This is a genomic window from Tenacibaculum halocynthiae (assembly GCF_964512825.1).
Lineage (GTDB): Bacteria > Bacteroidota > Bacteroidia > Flavobacteriales > Flavobacteriaceae > Polaribacter > Polaribacter halocynthiae.
The window spans coordinates 52315-69930 of record NZ_CAZELG010000039.1; the positions used below are offsets into that span (position 1 = coordinate 52315).

The following is a 17616-nucleotide window of genomic DNA, read 5'->3' on the forward strand; positions in this document are numbered from 1 at the left end:
GTTTTTAGTATTTAAATTAGAAAGTGAGAAATTAATATACCAGTCATTTTAAAAACTTAAAAATATAACACAATGGAAACTACATCTAAAGTAGAAAAGTCAACATCAGAAAATATACCAGCAGGTTGGATTGGAGGATTTTCAGCGTCAAATCCAGCTTTTGCATATCCAAATCCAGATCTAACATCATTACCAATGCCCGATAATATGTTGAATATTGATAAACTTCAACGCCAGCAAGCTGTAAAATGGCCAGAGTTTAGTTGGGAAACAGAAAAGGGACAACCAGACCCGAAACGATGTTACCAAATGTTTGCTCCTGATATTTCAAGAATTGGATATACAGATACAGGTAAAGTTTATTCTATTATTTGTCCTCAACAAGGTATTAGTTCACCTTCTTTAGGAACTTTAAATGTTGAGGTTACGGTTACTGGAACTAGAGGTTGGGTAAATGAAGATAATAAAGAGTTAGCTACCGATATGGGAGTAGTTGGTAAAATTTGGTTCAGCCCAGGTGCAAAACAAAACTTTATAGTAAAACAATTGTGGGATCATTTTGAAAAAAGTTATTTACCTTTTCCTTCAAAAAAATCACAGGCAATAGTTGTTTTTACAAGTATAGTAGGGAATCCTGAACAACCAATATTTCCTTTAAGTAAAGGGCAAAGTACTGGTTTTCCTATCCCTGATTTTGCTAAACATGAAGAAGAAGCATGGACTGTTGGTAATTTAAATGTACAAATTGGAGCGATTAAAAAAACAGGATATCCAGTAGTAGATGAGTTTAATAAATTTATTATGGATATTTTCAATTTAGGCTCAGGAAATATGTTGCAGAAAGATAATATACTTACATGGAATGTATGGTTTACTCCCCCTGAATTAGTTGATCAAGATGAATGGGCAAGTCACGCAAGGAAATGGAGAGAGTCTATTGATGCCGATCATGGTTCTCCTGAAGGTCCAGGTACAATTGCAAGATATTATGATGGAACACCTTTTAAAGTTGGGTTAAATACTCTAAAAAAAGATGTAGAAAATGAAATTATTGAAGTAACTGAGGAAATAATTAAAAAAGAAGAACATAGTAAATTGTTTAACTTTTTAGAAAATATAGAAGGAGAGGAAAAAGACAAAATTTTGAACAGTTTAAAAAAGATCTAAGAATATAACTAACTAAAAAAACTCAAATTATCCCCCAAGTTTATGGAAAACGATGTATATGTAATAGATAAGAATCAAGAAGTCATAGAAAAATTTAAAAAAGCTTTTGATGATTGTCCTTTAAAACCTAATTTTTGGAGCCCTTCAGAAGAAGACTCTTATAATCAATTAAGAAAAGTTTTTAATCGAAGGTTTGATTTTATGCCTTCCTTAATTATTCAACCATATAATACTGAGCATGTAGCTATTGCTACAAAGTATGCTACGGATAATAATATACAAATTACAGTAAAATCTGGAGGGCATGATCATGAAGGTGAATGTGTAGCTACAGAAAAAGTATTAATTGATTTTGCTTTAATGAATAAAACAGATGTGTCTTTAAAAAATTACCCTCAAGATAAAGTTGAGGTGAGGCAAATAAGTATTCAACCAGGAGCAAAATTTAAAAATATAAAGGAAGTTTTAGATAAAGAACATTTAGGAATTCCACACGGAACATGTCAAAGTGTAGCCATCGCAGGGTATACGATGGGAGGTGGTTGGGGGCCTTGGACTCGTAAATATGGAATGGGATGTGAACGATTAATGGGAGCAACCATTGTTCTGGGTAATGGTACTGTGAAATATTTAGGAACGAGCGCTTTTTATAATAAAGAAAAAGTTAACGACTTTAATACAGAAGGAATGTGTAGTAGATTGTTGTGGGCAATTCGTGGAGGAGGCGGATTAAGCTATGGAATTGTAACAGAGTTTTTCTTTGAGCCTTTTGAACTACCTGAAATAGCTTCTAGTTTTCATATTTCTTATGATATGTTAGCTGTATTCAAAAAAATAAAAGCAACAGCAGTTATTGAAGCATGGGAAAGTATTACTTCACCAGGAAAAAATAACCAACTTATAGGAACGAACTTAAAAGTTGTTGCAAAACAGGTTTCATATAAAAATGAGGTATCTAAAGATGCAGTTTTGGATTGGACGCTAAATGGACATTTTGGAGGTACTCGTAAAGAGCTGAAAATTATGATGATTGAATGGGGAGGGTATTTAGTTGAATTAATAGAAAAGGACCCTGATTTTACTAAAGAAGAAAAATTAGAAATGACTATGTCTGTTATTGATGGGTTAAAGGTTAAATTTGATGAATTAACTAATGAAGCACATATTTCAACTTTTATTAAAGGAGTTACTAATGGATATCCTTATACTTTTGAATCATGGGATAGATATTCTGTTAGTGCAAAAGAAAATGGTTTGAGTTTAGAAACCGATTGCCCTGCTCCACATAAAATAACTTCAAGAATGCCTACTACTGACTGGAATAAAAAGAGTAGAGAACAGTTAGTTTGCTCTTTGCAGTCAACATTATTACAGGGAATAGAGAAAACAAATATTTCATCATATATTACTTTGGGTGCTATTCAGGGAAATTTTTATAAAACTAGTATAGCAAAAAGTCGATCTGCTTTAAAGTGTGCTTTTCCATATCAAGATAGAGCTTTTACGATTCAGTATCAAACATGGTGGGACATGCCTACACAAAGTAAAACCGATTGTAAATGTAAAATGGACTCCTATACTTTAGACAAAGTAATCCCAACACGATTCTATTCAAACAGAGCTTTAGATTGGATGGAAGAATGTCGTGATTATAAAATAAACGAAACTGATGGTTCTTTTATTAGTTTTAAAGACGCTTCAGTTCCAACTAAAAATTATTTTGTAGATAATTATGAAAAGTTAATGACTATAAAATTAGATTATAGTGAAGATAAAAAGTGCCTTTTTAAATCAAGAAAAACAATTTTATAAGTATTAACCGTTTTTTTAATGTTTCTAGTTTCATAAACAATTATTAAAACAAGTTAAAAAAATATTATTGAATTTGGATAGGAATGTACGGGGGACTGTAAAATGTTTTTGATTCTTTTGAGGGGGCTCTTAAAAGTTAAATATAAAACAGGCTACACCTTTTTATGTACTTCCTATCCTTGTTTTAGAATTGAAGTTTTTTAATAAGTGTAGAATGTTAGAAAGATAGTAACTGATTAATTTTTAGTTATATAAAAATTCTAATAGATAAGTCATTGTTTTTATATAGGAGCGTATTATATCCTGAATACTTTTCTTTTACCCCAGTACATATACTTTCTTGAATACATTTTAAAAATTCTTGAAGGTCTTTTAGTTTATTAAAACTTACTTCAGGAGTACCGTGGGCACCAAATAATCTGTAATTGATATCTAAAATCGAAAGTAAATAATCAACACTTTCTTTATATTTATTTATATCATCAACATCAAATAAAAATAGTTCCCCATTGTATAAGTAATCACCTAGAAAAGCAATTTTATCTGTGGTATCAATAATAGCTACTGATTCAGAAGTATGCCCTGGAATATTTATAATTTGAATTTTTTTGTTTCCTAAATCAATATCAGTTTTAATTGGTAACCATTCATTAACTGTAACGTTTTTAGGGTAATTACCAATGAATAAATCTTCAGCAGTAAAATTATATGTACCATTTATAACCTTTTGTTTTAAAAAGGGTACATCAGGAAAAGCTACCTTTTTAAACTCACCTATATTTTGATTATGATCAAAATGAAAATGAGAAAGCAGTAAAGTAATAGGAAGGGAAGTTAATTCTTTAAGTTTGTAAATCATTTTTGTACCATCTTGACCTGAATTTTCTCCGGATCCAGTGTCAAACATAATCGCTTTTTCATCTCCAACTATTAAATAACTTACATTTCTCTGAGAACTTTTGGGTTCAGCAATACTATATGTGTTTTTGGTAACTTTAGTAGTAGTATACCAGTTTTCTTTTATGGTAGGTTGCGGAGTAGATGAATTCTCTGAATCACCGCAGGCAGCAAAAACAAATATTAAATTAATAAGTATAATAATCTTTTGTTTTCTCATCATACATTTTTTAAAACCCTTCAGCTTTATCATCTCCTCTTTGATCAGCACCTCCTTCTAATTTACCGTTAGGCAGTACTAAAATAGCATCTACTTTTCCAATAACAAGAGAGTTTTTTTCATTTAAATTGTAGCCAATTTGGTGTAATTTATTTTTAACTTCAGTTGAAAATCCATTTGGCTCCATTTTAATATCATCAGGAAACCATTGATGATGAAATCTTGATTGATTTACTGCTTCTTGCATTCCCATTTTATATTCATGAACATTTAAAATAGTTTGTAAAACTGAGGTGATAATGGTAGATCCTCCTGGAGTTCCAACGACCATAAATAGATTTCCGTTTTTTTCTACGATAGTAGGTGTCATAGAGCTTAACATGCGCTTTTCAGGAACAATTTTATTGGCTTCAGCTCCTAACAAACCAAACATATTAGGTACACCTGGTTTGCTGCTAAAATCATCCATTTCATTGTTCAAGAAAAAACCTAGCTCTGAACAATATAATTTAGATCCATAGCCAGCATTAATTGTAGTAGTAACAGAAACAGCGTTCCCAAACTGATCAACAATAGAGTAATGAGTGGTTTCATTACTTTCAATTATTTCAATGTTACCATGTGAAATATCTTTGGAAGAAGTAGGTTTTTCAAATGAAAAGTTACTCATTCGTTTAGTTGCATATTTTTTACTTATTAACTCTTTTTGTGGAATAGAAACAAAATCTGGGTCTCCTAAAAAATAACTTCTGTCGGCATATGCCCTTCGTTCAGCTTCTGTAATTAATTGTATTGATTTAGTTGAGTTATGTCCAAAGTTATGTAAATCATAAGGTTCAATACTATTCATGATTTGCGCTAAACAAATTCCACCACTTGAAGGTGGAGACATTGAAATAATTCGTAAATCATCATACTGAAAAGTAATTGGAGTTCGCCATTTAGCTTCATATTTAGCTAAATCTTCTTCTGTAATATAACCACCATTTTCTTGCAAAAAAGCAGCAAGTTTTTTTGCAGTTTCTCCTTTATAAAATTCATCTCTACCATTTTTTTGAATTCTAGTTAAAGTTTCTGCCAAAGCGTTATATTTTATAGTATCTCCTTTTTTCCATTCTCTTGTTAAATGAATACTATCTTTATTAGCTTTAAAAAAGTTAGAACGATGCTTTTGAAGTCTTTTTTCTTGTTTTTCGGTAACAATAACTCCATTTTTAGCTAATTCAATTACGGGTTGAATAATTTCTTTAATTGATAAAGAGCCAAATTTTCGATGAACTTCAAAAACACCAGCAACGGTTCCTGGTACACCTACAGCAGTAGCACCTAAAGTACTTTTGTTTTCAATAATTGCACCTAAAGAATCTAAATACATGTCTCTTTCAGAAGCTAATGGGGCTTTTTCTCTATAATCTAGAGCGCCAATTTCACCGGTGTTTTTCCTGTAAACCATAAAACCACCGCCTCCAATGTTTCCTGCATACGGATAAGAAACAGCTAAGGCTAGCTCAGTGGCAACCATTGCATCGAAAGCATTACCTCCTTTTTTTAAAATATCTACACCAATTTTAGAAGCTTCTTTCCTAGCAGAAACTACCATTGCTTTATTTGTTATTAAGCCAATTTTATTTTCCTTTTTAATAGTAGTTTTACAGTTGGTAATAAATATAAATAGAATTAAAATATATAAATTTTTCATTTAGATAGTCTTTAATTTTTCTGTGCAAAAAATTCGTAAGTCTTCAAAAAATAAGGTGAAGTCATCCTCAAATAAATGATAGTTAATTAACAAGTCTTCTGAAGCTAAATTCATTTGAGATTTTCCTTTTGTTCGTTTATTCATTCCATTTAAAACCTCTTGAATACCCTTAGCGAATTGATAGTTATATAACCAATTATATTTAATCATATAAGGAAGTAATTCTTGTGTTTTTTCAGGCAGAATTTCTATGTTTTCTTCTAGTAAATTATAGACAGATTTCACATAAATATTTAGAGGTATTTGTGAATATTTTTTCCAGTTAATAGCTAAAAAGTGATCGTAAAAAATATCTATAATAACACCATCATAATGTCCGTAACGTTCATGAAGTCTGCGTTTACTTTGTCTAACAATTTTATGAGTATCAGTAAAAGTATCTATTTCACGATGTAAAAATATGCCTTTTTGTATTTCTTCAGTGTAGTGAGAAAATTTATTTCCTCGAATATGATCGGCTATAAAGTTGCCAATCATGATGTTTTTTTTATTATTTGAAAGGTATAAATGAGCTAAAAAATTCATTTTATAAATGTAAACAAAAAAACCACAACTATAAAAGTTGTGGCTTTATAAAAAATGTTCTTACATTTAATTTCTAGCAGGAATATTTTTTAATATTTCTAGTAAAAAAGCCCAATACTTTTGAGTAGATGAAATTTGAGCGCGCTCATCTGGAGAGTGTGCACCTCTTATATTAGGACCAAAAGAAACCATGTCCATTTCAGGATAGTTCTGACCTAAAATACCACATTCTAAACCAGCGTGGCAAGCAGCCACATGAGGTTTCTCATTATGTAGTTTTATGTATAAATCAGTAACTATTTTTAATATTTCAGAATTAACATTTGGCAACCATCCAGGGTAAGAACCAGAAAGTTCAACATCAAAACCTGCAAGTTCAAAAGTAGCACGTAAAGAGTTTGCTAAATCCCATTTATTAGTTTCTGAGGAAGAACGTGTTAAACATCCAATTTTAATAGCCCCATCTTTTACAATAACACGAGCTACATTATTTGATGTTTCTACTAAGTTTTCTATATCTGGACTCATTCTGTATACACCATTTAAAGAAGCATATACTGATTTAATAAGTCCTTCTTGTACTCCTAAATCCATAACGTTTTTAGGAGAAGTCACTTCTTTTAATTCAATAGAAAGGTTTTTCTCTAAACTAGAAAATTCAGCTTTAATATTATTAATAAGTTCGTTTAATTCATATAAAAACGGTTCTTTTGAAACACTGTCAATTACAACAGTAGCAAAACTTTCACGAGGAATAGCATTGCGTAAACTACCACCGTTAATTTCAGATACACGTAAGCCAAAGTTTGTAAAGCCATCAAATAATAATCTATTCATTATTTTATTAGCATTTCCTAAACCTTTATGAATATCCATTCCTGAATGACCACCATTTAAACCAGTAACAGAAATTTCAAAAGATGTTGTGTTTTCAGGAGTAGCTTCTTCAGTATAGTTTCTTCTAGCAGTGATGTCTACACCACCAGCACATCCCATACCAATTTCATCGTCTTCCTCGGTATCTAAGTTTAATAATATTTCACCTTTTAAAATACCACCTTCAAGTCCCATTGCACCTGTCATTCCAGTTTCTTCATCAATGGTAAATAAAGCTTCAATTGCAGGGTGAGCAATATCTGAAGAAGATAAAACAGCCATAATTGAAGCAACACCTAATCCATTATCAGCACCTAATGTAGTTCCGTCAGCTTTTACCCAGTCACCTTCAACAATCATTTTTATACCTTCAGTATCGAAATCGAAAACAGTATCTGCATTTTTTTGATGAACCATATCTAAATGGCTTTGCATAACGATTGTTTTTCTATTTTCCATTCCAGCAGAAGCAGGTTTACGAATAATTACATTACCTACATTATCAACCATGGTTTCAAGGTTTAATTTCTTCCCAAAATCAACCATAAATTGAATTACTCTTTCTTCTTTTTTAGAAGGACGTGGTACAGCGTTTAGATCAGAAAAATGATTCCAAACAGTTTTAGGTTCTAAGTTTCTTATCTCTGAATTCATTGTGAATTATTTGTTTAGTTTTAAAGCACGAAGATAGGTTTTTAATGTGAAATAAGATGGTGAAGCATCGTTGAAAAATTGTAAATTTGCCACATGGATTTTTCTTCAAAATTATTAGAAAATGCGGTAAATGAAGTAAGCAGATTACCAGGTATTGGTAAAAGAACTGCCTTACGATTAGTATTGCATTTATTAAAGCAACCTACTGAGAATACTAAATACTTAACTGAAGCATTAGCCTCATTAAGAAATGATGTAAAATCATGTAGAAAATGTCATAATATTTCAGATACAGTTTTGTGTGATATTTGTGCAAGTTCTAATAGAAATGCTGAAATTGTTTGTGTTGTTGAAGATATAAGAGATGTTATGGCTATTGAAAATACAGCTCAGTATAGAGGTTTGTATCATGTATTAGGAGGTAAAATATCACCTATTGAAGGAGTAGGACCTCAAAATTTACAGATAGAATCGTTAGTTGAAAAAGTAAAAGAAGGAGAGATTAAAGAGCTTATTTTTGCATTAAGTTCTACGATGGAAGGAGATACTACAAACTTTTATATTTATAAACAAATTGAAAAGTATGCTATTAAAACATCAACAATTGCAAGAGGTATTTCAGTGGGTGATGAATTAGAGTTTGCAGATGAAATTACCCTAGGGAGAAGTATTGTTAACCGTATACCTTTTGCGCAATCTTTAAAGAGTTAGGGTTTTCATTTTTTTGCAACTTTAAATTCAATTGACATAAGGATTAATACTATTACTATTTCGATTAAGAAATATATACAACCGAAAATCGTAATCGTATTTAAATGAAGACCTATTAGAGCTACTGATATTAAACAATATATTAAATTCAGTATTGCTATTCCTTTTAATAATAGCCCAACCTTTTGATGTTTTTTCTGATAACTATATAAATCGTATATCGCAAAAAAGATTGGTATTATAGCTAGGAAGTATAGTGTTTTAGAAGGAATTCCAAACACTTGCTCAAATCTAGTAAGTACAACTCCCAGTAAAAAAGCTGATAAAATTGCTCCAAGTCCGTCAATTAGGAAGAGTTTTTGTGGATTTAATCCAGCTTTATTTATAAGGTTCCTGAGTGTCAATTTTTATTTTTTTATTATCTATACTTGCACAAAATGCTACAGCTATGGTTAGTATAGGAATTAAAATTCCTGAATTACCGATTAAGCACTTAGCCAAAAATTTTCATTTTGTTTTTTCTGCTCTAAAGTCAAATTTATTTCATATTTCTCTAACGGGTAATCTAAAAAGATTTGGTGGACATTATAAAAATACAATAAACTTAGGGTTAAACATCAAAACGTGTATTGAATATTACCATTGTTAGCCACTGGTTTTTTTATCTCAATATTTCTGTCAGATATACTATTCCAAATATCCAACCTAAATATAATAATGTGTAATTCAATGAATACAATGCCGAAATTCCGAGTTTTCCTTTTGTTTCCTTAAATTTTGAAAACACAAACTTTAAAGCTCTAAAGAATATCCAATATAACATTGCTAATATTATAAAAATAGAAATCCAAAATACAGCTTCTAGTATGATTAAAAGAAAGAAAAATATTATAGTCATTCCAATCCAAAGTAAGACAGATATAATAAATCCACTAATAAAATCATCAGTATCAATACTTGGTATATCATCCCAGTCTGGAAATTCACCAGTGGATGAGAATATATCTCCAGTTTTAAACTTCTTAAATTTAGGAAAGTCATTTCTTAATTCAATCCCTTTGTAAAGCCCGTATGTCATAAAGAGGAAAAGTGAAGTTCCTATTATAGATAATGATAGGTATAGATTCGAAGTAATTGTTCGATTATAATTTTCTCCAGTCAAGTAAACGGTCAGAGTTGTAATTCCAATTACAAATAAAGAAACTGTAAAAACAGATTTCCCTCTTAAATATGTCTTTTTCCCTTTCAAATAATTTGTTTTTTGTGCTTGCAGCTAACGAATTTGTGTATGGTATTGGTTACGTTTAGACTAAGATAGTAAATAATGAGAAACCCCATTGTTATGTACCGAAGAAATCCCTTTCGGAATTTCATACGCAATGAGTTATCTACTATGCTGTATTCAGTTTTTATTTTATAAAGCTATATGATTTTATTTTTTAGCGTTGATGAATTCATTCCTTTGAAAATTAACCAAAATGGAAGAATTAGTTGAATTATTCCAATTGGTAAAAGCATATTCATGCTTATACTATGTCCGAAAATTGATGATAACTCCTCAATGAACATAAGAATTACAGCAATTATACCAAAAATAGAAATTATCCTTGGGAGAAGTTTTGATAAAAAAAACATATAGTACAATACAAAAACTGGAAAGCAAGAAATTAATAGATAAAAATAGTGTGTCCAAAAATGTTTCTTATAAATGAGAGTCTCCAAAATGTTTAAGGAATTATTACTTTCGTTACCGACATATTCTTTACTCAATTCCAACATTGATATGACACTTACATTATCAATCATAATGGCAATAAAGTTTAAAATACAAAAAGCAAAGTATAAATAAGCTAAAAGCATATTATGTTTTTTAAAAATTGGTAATAGTACTATTGCGACAACTATAGATACTATTCCGCTAAATATTCCAAGAACAACAGAACTTATAATTTGATTTGAGTTTTCTGAAGTGGAAGTAAGAAAATTATCTGAAAAAAGTATTGGTCCTTGTAAGAATTGAAAAATTATGATGCCAGAAATAAAAACGAATAATAATAATACACCAGTAATTCTACCTGTTTTTTTATTTGAATTCATGTATAGTTTTTTGATTAGTTTTATATTTAGAGATAGCCTCTAAATATAAAGACGTAAATTTTTCGTAAATGGTTGTCTGGCTTTTATATTTTTTTAATTGCACACAACGTGTCGGTTATGGTTAGTATGGGATTAAAAGAAACTAAATTTCCCATTTAGCAGTTTAATACAAATTTTTTATTTACTCAGGAAATATAACATTTTCTGGTTCAAGAGTAATTTCAACACTCAATTCTGTGATTTCCTTTTTTAGTCTATTAATCTCCAAATCGTATTCTTTTTTATCAAACTCCCATATCCAATTAGATTCATCCTTGAATTTCCACAATACTGATTTTTCTTTTCTTTTTACGTCTACTAAATCAAATCCTCCGTCGTCAGCAATTCCACAAACACAAGTTAAAATTAAAAATTGACCTGATTTGCTAATAGTTTTTTTACTTCATTCCATACAACTATCCCTTTACGGTTTGTACTTTCAGTAGTTAGATTATTTCCATCAATTACAGGTTCAATAAAAGTAGAATTTGAATATATAATTTTTTCATATTCAATAGAGAATTCATCTTTAAACACTTTTAAAACTAAATTAAGTTTATTCATTTTTTTCTTAATGAAAGTTAACGTTCTAGTATAAGAGTTATAACGCAATTTTAGCGTAAAATAATTAAAATAAATGAAATTAATTGTCTACGAGATTTATCCGAAGGAATAAATCCGAAAGTAATTAATTATACATTTCTTTGTTGGTTACAGTTATTTTATGTACTTAAATCTGTTTCTTCCCAATTTATTCCTTTAGATAACATCCAAGTTAAAGAATGTCTTCGCTCGTGAATTACTCCACCATCCCCCATAGGGTCAAAACCAATAGGAACTGTTTCTTTACCAAATTGAGCACTTCTGATTGCATTATGCAAACAATAAAACAAATCTTCTTTATTTATTAATTCACCCTCTGAAAGAGTCTGTTTATTTTTTATCCAGTTTTCAATACTTTCATCTAATGGACAACTAAAGTCTTGTAAAATTTCTTGCATTTGCTCACCAGACATCATTTGCCCTGTAATTTCGGGTTCCGAATACCCAAAATACCAAGCTAATGCCCAAGCATTTTCAAATTTCCAACCAATAGAGTTTCTAGCTTGCTCGTCATCTCTTGACGTATTGAGAATTTCTTTTTCTTCTTCACTCATAAAGTTCTTAAGGTCATTTTTTTCAATGAAATTAAGAATTGTATCGCTATCTAGGTTTTCTTGAGGAACCATTAACCAGAGTACTAATGCCTTGATGGCATTTAATCTTTGAGCAATTTCAATTGATGGACGTAATTGTCTTTTAAATTCAGTTGGAAGAGAATTAGATGGTCTAAAACCTGCATTAAGGCAAATAGATACGTTATTTAGTCTCAAATTTGTCATCCAAGGCACTTGCTTAAATTTTTCTAAATCTGGATGATTTTTAACTATTTCTTTCTCTTGGTTTTCTTCAGGATCTAACGATTCCAAGTGATTGAACAATTTAATTATGGCGGTTTCACCGTCAATTTCAGGTTTGTATTTTTCTTGAACGTCTAAACGAATAAGTTTCATTGTACAATTAAAATCACCATCTAAATCGTTATAACTTTGCCAAACATAATTTTCCAAAATAAGACTTTTAATATTTTGATCATAAATTCCCAGTGCTTTAAAAGCGTTTTCAGTATTTAACTCTTTATCTCCACCAACTACTAGTCTAACTCTAGATTCAAACAATATTTCTGGTTTATTATCACTTTTTAGAACAGTTTCTAAATCAACAGTCTTATTTTGTTTGTTTTTTATTCCGAAGAGTTTTTTAAAAAAGCTCATAATGTTATTTTTTGTTTTAATGTCTCGTCCAGAAATATGGCTACAGGTTAAAATTGAATTTACGCTGATAATTTATATACCATATTTGGAGTTTTAAAGTCTAAAGATAAATGTAATCTTACTTCATTGTATAAATTAATTGCATTTTTTGTAGCTTTCTTTGCATGTGTTACGTTATCAAAGGTTTGATCGAGATAAAACTCGTCTTTTAGTATCCCGTTTACACGTTCTGCCATGGCATTTTCATAACAATGATTTTCTTGGGTCATACTAATATCTATTTTTTTTCTTTTTAATATTTGCGTGTATACATTACTGCAATATTGTATACCTCTGTCTGAATGATGAATAAGTTGTTTAATATTTTTAGCTTGATAAATAGCCTTATTAAGAGCTCTTACACATCCTTTTAATTCCAGGCTGTCACTAAGGTCATACCCCACTATTTTCCTTGAATGCATATCAGTTATTAAGGCTAGGTAACAAAATCCTTTTAGGGTTCTAATGTATGTTATATCAGAGACCCAAACTTGGTTAGCTTTAGTAACATCTAAGTCTTTTATGATGTTATTATATTTATAAAAACGATGATATGAATTTGTAGTTCTAGCACTTGTTTTCTTTCTAAGTGTTAGCATCTGATTCTTTCTAAGCACATTAAATAAAGTGTCTCTACCAACTTTAATATTCCCTTTATTAAAATCTACATCTAGTGATTTTACAAGTTTGCGTACGCCTTCTCTAGGAAGAGATTTGCGTCTTTTTCTAACTATTTTTATAATCTGTTTCTCGAGTTCTAAACGTTTATCAGCTCTAGATTTGTATTTGTAATACGCATCACGTTTAAGCCCAAAACAATGTGTTATAGTAGTTAAGGAAGCAAACCTCTTAGCTTTTTCTTTAGCTTTAATTAGGGCTTTATACTTAGCTTTTTTTTTAGCTCATTAACTGATTTGTAACCAAGGTCTTCAGCTGCTACTTCAAGGTAAGAATCCATTACCATAGCATCGAGATCCTTTTTAAGTAGTAGTTTTTTAAGCTGTTCAATCTCTTTTTGAAGTGCTTTGATTTTAGATATTTCGTCTTTAGTTTCCACTTTTATTCTGGTGTTCATTGAGTCTTTACGATTGTACTTTTTAATCCATTGGTTTACAGTTGTAGGTGCAATGGAGTAGAGTTTACAAAGTTCGCTCTTTGTGTGTTTTCCGATTGTAAGTTCGGCTAATATTTTTAATTTAAATGGTTCACTGTAACGTCTAATGACTTTGTCATTTCTATACATAATGTTTAAAATTATGTAGCCTTATTTCAGGACGGGTCAAAATTGCATACAACGTTAAATATATGGCAAGTAGGGTAGAAAACAAGCGATTATTTTCGGTTTAGCCCCAAGCCAAATATTTTGTATTATGTTTTAATTTTTCTCTTCAATACCAAATCAAAAGATTTGGTGACTTTGCAAATAGATACTAACCTTTCGAATAAACACCAATCGCCCTATTTGCTATATATAGTGTTAGGCAATCTTTATAATAAAATTCATTTTTATCATCAGAATACCTACCAGCACATAAAAGTCTAAATGTTGTTTTCTTTCTGTCGGATTTCGAAACTGCAATATCAATCCAAACAGGGACTTTATTATTTCGGCATAGAATTTCGACAACTTCTTTGTCAGTTAAGTCAAAGTATTTCTTTCCGTTATCCTTGGGATAAATGTCAAATTTTTTTAATTCAGGATTGTCCTGAGAAATATTTAATTCTAAATCATATTTAAATTCAGATTTCAAGTCATTTTTTACAAATTCTTTAGCAAATTTGAATGAAGCATAACTTGCTCCAAGTAATAAGAATAAGAAATCAGGTTTATTCATTAATCACTTTTTCTAATTCAATTTTGAAACTTTCCCATTCAGTATATATTTTGTCAGGAATCGTGCTAAAACCAGTTTCTTCTGTTACTTTACTAATCCCAAATTGTTTTTCGAAAAGTTGGATACAATAAAAGTCATTATTTATCCAAATATCAACCATAAATGCACCCGAATCAAAAGAATGAATTTCGTGTCGAATTTCTTTTGGTTTAATTAATTCAGATATTTTGTCAATATATAGTTTCATCTAATGTTGCCTAACGGTTCGGCTAAGAAACGTTGCTTAGTTTTAGCTGTTAATTTAGTAAAAACACCTAAATTTCGACTTTTGCGAATATTTTCCCAAAGGGAAAATCTGCAAGCAATGTTTTTTAGGTTTTGTTAGCAAATGTTATTAAGAAATTCGAACACCTTTTTATCTACATGTTGTGAGTTTTTTAATCTCTTTTTATGTTTAATAAAAACATATTTTGTATCCCTAATTATAACACAAAAATTCAATTCTTGTTCGTTAGAATAATTTAAAATGATACTACCATTATCATCTAATTTTTTTTGAACTAGTTTAGGTTTAAATATGTTGTATGCATTTCTTTCTAACTCCATTTCATTATTTATTATAAAAATTGATTCATCTATTTCATTTTCCAAAAAACCAATTTTTGAAAACTCATTGAAATCAGTTTCCGTCCCTTTAGAAAGATTCTGTATAATACTGTAGTAAATAATACTTAATATCAAGACTCCAAACAAAGTCAAAATTAAAATTATATAATTAATCTTGTCAAACATTAATAAAAATACAAACCCAACAAATAATCCGTAAAAAATTGAACTCTTGTTTGGTTTATTTTTATTGTATGAATAAACTACAGATAATATTATAAATAAATAAAGTATATATTCTCGTAATTTATATCTTATCCCAGATCCAAAAAAATCAGAAACAAGAACAAAATCTCTAATTAATTTAACCAGAAAAAAAAGTGTAAAATAAATTATCAAATCAGTAAAAGCTTTTCTATAAATTTTCATGTGCAATGCGGTTTTTAATGTTTGCTAACGTTGGCGTATAAGAATAGTTGCGGGTTTACGTGCGAGGATTTTCCGCAGGAAAATCAGACGTAGTAAACTTGCAACGACCTTTGGTTAAGCTCAAAATCGAGCAATTATTTTTATACATTGTTGGCATTAGTTTTTTCTATTCCGTTATATACATTCGGATTATGTTTTTCCATATAAAATTCAGGTTTAGGTAATTCCGTAAATCCGAATTTTTTATAAAGCCATTCAGCTGTATCAGTCAATAAAATCCAACGTCTCAATCCCTGAAGATTTGGATGTTCCATTATTTCATTCATCAGCCATTTACTTAATCCTTTTCCTCTATATTCATTTAGAATATAAACATCTCCTAAATATGCAATAGTTGAATAGTCTGAAATTATTCTAGCAAAACCAATTTGTTTGTTTTCGTAATAAAGCCCAAAATTCAAAGAGTTTTCAATTGATGTTTTCAAAGTATTGATTGGAATTCCGTTAGCCCAATCAGTTTCGTTTGAAAGGAATTTGTGGATGCTCAGAACATCTAATTTATTCTTGTCAGTTGAAATGGTATAATCATTTCTATATGTTTCTCTAATTTTCAATTCAGTTTTTTCTTAATTAATGCCAACGTGATTGTATATGGAAAGTTGCGGTTTTGTGTGCGAGGATTTTCCGAAGGAAAATCAGACGTTACAAAACAAGCAACGACCTTTAAATTTAGCCAAAACCAGCAATTTTTTATATATGGTGTTGGCAGTATTTTTTATTTTTCAATTTTTAAATCTGCTTTCATTTCTTTCAATATTTTCTCTTCTATATATTTAAAAGGTTCATTCCGTTTTATTTTATTTCCAGCGTCAATATATTTTTTAGTGTTTTCATTGTACGTTTCTTTACTTAATCCCGGATTATTCTGTGAAACTTTATAAAGTGAAAAAGCCTCAAAACACTCCTGTAGTTCAGAAGTCATTTGTTTTAATTCTTTTATTATCTCCTCTTTTATGAAAGGTTGATTTACTAAATAATATTCAATGTAGTTATTAAAATCTGTTCGTATTTTATTAAAAGATTCATCGTTGTCAAAATACTGATATTGTTGAACATCTCTTTTCAGGTTAAAAATCATTTTCAGAAGATTTTTATGGATTTCAATTTTTTCTTTAAATACTCCTGAATATGAAATTTTATAATTTTCAATTTGTTTATCAACTCTATTTTTAATCAGTAGGTAGAATATGTAGTTTCCTATAATTGCGACTAATCCAGGTATAATAAAGGATAGAATTTTAATTTCGTTTTCTGTCATAAATTCACTTGAAAATGTTATTATTTGGGTTGTCGTTCAAATTACTGTCAACGTTGTTGTGTATGATTTCGTTGCGTGTTTCAGTAACTAATTTAGCAAATACAAACCGAATAGAAAATCTGCGAGGATTTTCGTAAGTAGGCTAGAACTAGCAATGAATTATACATGGTGTTGTAGCACGTTATTTTTTAGTATACATCTCCATAAATTCGGTACCAATTATCGTCCAATTTCCAATTATTTTCGGGCTTTTCCTTAATTCGTTTTTCAAATGCCTCAATAGTTTTTTCGTCTTCGGTAAATACAAACTTCGTGGAAGGTGAATCAAAGAAGTTTCTAAACACAAAAAATCGAACAGTTAACTTATCGTTTTCTTTATTTCTGATAATCCAAACGTCATTTCCGCCATTCGATACGATTGGGAATTCGAAAGGCAATTCACAAATTCCATTATTGTTTTTTCCATTGGCTATTAATTCGCCACTTTTTATTTTCGCAACGATTTCAGTCCGTTTTCCTTTCAAAAGTGTCCAATCAACTTTTTCAATTACATCGTTTGGTATATGTCTGAAAAAAGTCAGAACAAATAAAAGTCCGAAAACTATAGATTTGACGATTCTAAATTTAGTCAGATTTTTTTGTTCTTTAATAAGTTTGACAATCTGAATGATTGTTCCAATTAATAAAGTCGCACTTAAACCCATCCAAATAAGCACTTGCCAAAGCAATTAATTATACACGTCTTAAGTTTACAAAGTAGTAAATTTAAGTACTAAACCAGAAAGCACAAAAGAGAGGATTAAGGTTATTATACATGC

22 protein-coding genes are annotated in these 17616 nt (G+C 29.8%); 4 read left to right on the plus strand and 18 right to left on the minus strand.

Annotated features, from left to right (window positions below):
* The first annotated feature begins 72 nt into the window (after nucleotides 1-72).
* Nucleotides 73-1167, plus strand: a complete 1095-nt coding sequence (locus tag ACKTTQ_RS14755) for a hypothetical protein (RefSeq protein ID WP_408049658.1) — start codon at nucleotides 73-75, stop codon at nucleotides 1165-1167.
* A 42-nt stretch (nucleotides 1168-1209) separates the two neighbouring features.
* On the plus strand, nucleotides 1210-2979 hold the full coding sequence (locus ACKTTQ_RS14760) for an FAD-binding oxidoreductase (protein ID WP_408049659.1): 1770 nt from the start codon (nucleotides 1210-1212) through the stop codon (nucleotides 2977-2979).
* Nucleotides 2980-3226: 247 nt separating this feature from the next.
* On the opposite strand, the gene ACKTTQ_RS14765 is transcribed toward ACKTTQ_RS14760, so the two are convergent.
* The 4 genes from ACKTTQ_RS14765 to ACKTTQ_RS14780 form a co-directional block, all read right to left on the minus strand.
* Nucleotides 3227-4099, minus strand: coding sequence for an MBL fold metallo-hydrolase (locus ACKTTQ_RS14765; RefSeq protein ID WP_408049660.1), 873 nt, complete (start codon nucleotides 4097-4099; stop codon nucleotides 3227-3229).
* Nucleotides 4100-4106: 7 nt separating this feature from the next.
* Nucleotides 4107-5795, minus strand: a complete 1689-nt coding sequence (ggt, locus tag ACKTTQ_RS14770) for a gamma-glutamyltransferase (RefSeq protein WP_408049661.1) — start codon at nucleotides 5793-5795, stop codon at nucleotides 4107-4109.
* Complete coding sequence (locus ACKTTQ_RS14775) at nucleotides 5796-6380, minus strand: acyl carrier protein phosphodiesterase (protein ID WP_093871800.1); 585 nt, start codon at nucleotides 6378-6380, stop codon at nucleotides 5796-5798. It abuts the gene before it with no gap.
* Between the two features lie 66 nt (nucleotides 6381-6446).
* Nucleotides 6447-7910 (minus strand): aminoacyl-histidine dipeptidase, encoded by a 1464-nt coding sequence (locus tag ACKTTQ_RS14780; RefSeq protein ID WP_408049662.1) that lies wholly within the window; start codon nucleotides 7908-7910, stop codon nucleotides 6447-6449.
* 93 nt (nucleotides 7911-8003) lie between these two features.
* On the opposite strand from ACKTTQ_RS14780, the gene recR reads away from it, so the two are divergent.
* The gene (gene recR / locus ACKTTQ_RS14785; RefSeq protein WP_093871798.1) at nucleotides 8004-8621 is read left to right on the plus strand and encodes a recombination mediator RecR; all 618 of its coding nucleotides are present in this window, start codon (nucleotides 8004-8006) and stop codon (nucleotides 8619-8621) included.
* 5 nt (nucleotides 8622-8626) lie between these two features.
* Here recR and ACKTTQ_RS14790 read toward each other — a convergent pair whose 3' ends face one another.
* Nucleotides 8627-9025 carry a hypothetical protein gene (locus ACKTTQ_RS14790; RefSeq protein ID WP_408049663.1) on the minus strand — a complete coding sequence of 133 codons (399 nt, stop codon included), beginning with the start codon at nucleotides 9023-9025 and terminating at the stop codon, nucleotides 8627-8629.
* On the opposite strand from ACKTTQ_RS14790, the gene ACKTTQ_RS14795 reads away from it, so the two are divergent.
* Nucleotides 9019-9270: a hypothetical protein gene (locus tag ACKTTQ_RS14795; RefSeq protein ID WP_408049664.1), complete on the plus strand. Its 252-nt coding sequence runs from the start codon at nucleotides 9019-9021 to the stop codon at nucleotides 9268-9270. The genes ACKTTQ_RS14790 and ACKTTQ_RS14795 overlap by 7 nt on opposite strands.
* Before the next feature lie 12 nt (nucleotides 9271-9282).
* Here ACKTTQ_RS14795 and ACKTTQ_RS14800 read toward each other — a convergent pair whose 3' ends face one another.
* The 13 genes from ACKTTQ_RS14800 to ACKTTQ_RS14860 all read right to left on the minus strand — a co-directional run bounded on the left by ACKTTQ_RS14800 (nucleotide 9283) and on the right by ACKTTQ_RS14860 (nucleotide 17322).
* Nucleotides 9283-9699, minus strand: coding sequence for a hypothetical protein (locus tag ACKTTQ_RS14800; protein ID WP_408049665.1), 417 nt, complete (start codon nucleotides 9697-9699; stop codon nucleotides 9283-9285).
* A 344-nt stretch (nucleotides 9700-10043) separates the two neighbouring features.
* Nucleotides 10044-10718 (minus strand): DUF4386 domain-containing protein, encoded by a 675-nt coding sequence (locus tag ACKTTQ_RS14805; RefSeq protein ID WP_408049666.1) that lies wholly within the window; start codon nucleotides 10716-10718, stop codon nucleotides 10044-10046.
* A gap of 181 nt (nucleotides 10719-10899) precedes the next feature.
* Nucleotides 10900-11046, minus strand: coding sequence for a hypothetical protein (locus ACKTTQ_RS14810; protein WP_408049667.1), 147 nt, complete (start codon nucleotides 11044-11046; stop codon nucleotides 10900-10902).
* A gap of 77 nt (nucleotides 11047-11123) precedes the next feature.
* Complete coding sequence (locus tag ACKTTQ_RS14815; protein ID WP_408049668.1) at nucleotides 11124-11321, minus strand: hypothetical protein; 198 nt, start codon at nucleotides 11319-11321, stop codon at nucleotides 11124-11126.
* Between the two features lie 158 nt (nucleotides 11322-11479).
* Nucleotides 11480-12571 (minus strand): DUF4272 domain-containing protein, encoded by a 1092-nt coding sequence (locus ACKTTQ_RS14820; protein WP_408049669.1) that lies wholly within the window; start codon nucleotides 12569-12571, stop codon nucleotides 11480-11482.
* Nucleotides 12572-12630: 59 nt separating this feature from the next.
* On the minus strand, nucleotides 12631-13482 hold the full coding sequence (locus tag ACKTTQ_RS14825; RefSeq protein ID WP_408049676.1) for an IS3 family transposase: 852 nt from the start codon (nucleotides 13480-13482) through the stop codon (nucleotides 12631-12633).
* Complete coding sequence (locus ACKTTQ_RS14830; protein ID WP_408049670.1) at nucleotides 13482-13853, minus strand: transposase; 372 nt, start codon at nucleotides 13851-13853, stop codon at nucleotides 13482-13484. The genes ACKTTQ_RS14825 and ACKTTQ_RS14830 overlap by 1 nt, the downstream gene beginning before the upstream one ends.
* Before the next feature lie 187 nt (nucleotides 13854-14040).
* Complete coding sequence (locus ACKTTQ_RS14835) at nucleotides 14041-14445, minus strand: hypothetical protein (RefSeq protein ID WP_408049671.1); 405 nt, start codon at nucleotides 14443-14445, stop codon at nucleotides 14041-14043.
* Entirely contained in the window at nucleotides 14438-14692 is a 255-nt protein-coding gene (locus ACKTTQ_RS14840; protein ID WP_239794808.1) for a hypothetical protein, read from the minus strand. The genes ACKTTQ_RS14835 and ACKTTQ_RS14840 overlap by 8 nt, the downstream gene beginning before the upstream one ends.
* Before the next feature lie 134 nt (nucleotides 14693-14826).
* Nucleotides 14827-15480: a hypothetical protein gene (locus tag ACKTTQ_RS14845; RefSeq protein WP_408049672.1), complete on the minus strand. Its 654-nt coding sequence runs from the start codon at nucleotides 15478-15480 to the stop codon at nucleotides 14827-14829.
* A gap of 140 nt (nucleotides 15481-15620) precedes the next feature.
* Nucleotides 15621-16094 carry a GNAT family N-acetyltransferase gene (locus ACKTTQ_RS14850; protein WP_408049673.1) on the minus strand — a complete coding sequence of 158 codons (474 nt, stop codon included), beginning with the start codon at nucleotides 16092-16094 and terminating at the stop codon, nucleotides 15621-15623.
* Nucleotides 16095-16255: 161 nt separating this feature from the next.
* Nucleotides 16256-16798: a hypothetical protein gene (locus tag ACKTTQ_RS14855; RefSeq protein ID WP_408049674.1), complete on the minus strand. Its 543-nt coding sequence runs from the start codon at nucleotides 16796-16798 to the stop codon at nucleotides 16256-16258.
* 188 nt (nucleotides 16799-16986) lie between these two features.
* On the minus strand, nucleotides 16987-17322 hold the full coding sequence (locus tag ACKTTQ_RS14860) for a hypothetical protein (RefSeq protein WP_408049675.1): 336 nt from the start codon (nucleotides 17320-17322) through the stop codon (nucleotides 16987-16989).
* Between the last annotated feature and the right edge of the window lie 294 nt (nucleotides 17323-17616).

Excerpts from the sequence above, each read along its gene's own strand:
- ACKTTQ_RS14755 (WP_408049658.1), top strand. The coding sequence starts at position 73 with ATGGAAACTACATCTAAAGTAGAAAAGTCAACATCAGAAAATATACCA.
- ACKTTQ_RS14760 (WP_408049659.1), top strand. The coding sequence starts at position 1,210 with ATGGAAAACGATGTATATGTAATAGATAAGAATCAAGAAGTCATAGAA.
- ACKTTQ_RS14765 (WP_408049660.1), bottom strand. The coding sequence starts at position 4,099 with ATGATGAGAAAACAAAAGATTATTATACTTATTAATTTAATATTTGTT.
- ggt (WP_408049661.1), bottom strand. The coding sequence starts at position 5,795 with ATGAAAAATTTATATATTTTAATTCTATTTATATTTATTACCAACTGT.
- ACKTTQ_RS14775 (WP_093871800.1), bottom strand. The coding sequence starts at position 6,380 with ATGAATTTTTTAGCTCATTTATACCTTTCAAATAATAAAAAAAACATC.
- ACKTTQ_RS14780 (WP_408049662.1), bottom strand. The coding sequence starts at position 7,910 with ATGAATTCAGAGATAAGAAACTTAGAACCTAAAACTGTTTGGAATCAT.
- recR (WP_093871798.1), top strand. The coding sequence starts at position 8,004 with ATGGATTTTTCTTCAAAATTATTAGAAAATGCGGTAAATGAAGTAAGC.
- ACKTTQ_RS14800 (WP_408049665.1), bottom strand. The coding sequence starts at position 9,699 with ATGACATACGGGCTTTACAAAGGGATTGAATTAAGAAATGACTTTCCT.
- ACKTTQ_RS14805 (WP_408049666.1), bottom strand. The coding sequence starts at position 10,718 with ATGAATTCAAATAAAAAAACAGGTAGAATTACTGGTGTATTATTATTA.
- ACKTTQ_RS14815 (WP_408049668.1), bottom strand. The coding sequence starts at position 11,321 with ATGAATAAACTTAATTTAGTTTTAAAAGTGTTTAAAGATGAATTCTCT.
- ACKTTQ_RS14820 (WP_408049669.1), bottom strand. The coding sequence starts at position 12,571 with ATGAGCTTTTTTAAAAAACTCTTCGGAATAAAAAACAAACAAAATAAG.
- ACKTTQ_RS14830 (WP_408049670.1), bottom strand. The coding sequence starts at position 13,853 with ATGTATAGAAATGACAAAGTCATTAGACGTTACAGTGAACCATTTAAA.
- ACKTTQ_RS14835 (WP_408049671.1), bottom strand. The coding sequence starts at position 14,445 with ATGAATAAACCTGATTTCTTATTCTTATTACTTGGAGCAAGTTATGCT.
- ACKTTQ_RS14840 (WP_239794808.1), bottom strand. The coding sequence starts at position 14,692 with ATGAAACTATATATTGACAAAATATCTGAATTAATTAAACCAAAAGAA.
- ACKTTQ_RS14845 (WP_408049672.1), bottom strand. The coding sequence starts at position 15,480 with ATGAAAATTTATAGAAAAGCTTTTACTGATTTGATAATTTATTTTACA.
- ACKTTQ_RS14855 (WP_408049674.1), bottom strand. The coding sequence starts at position 16,798 with ATGACAGAAAACGAAATTAAAATTCTATCCTTTATTATACCTGGATTA.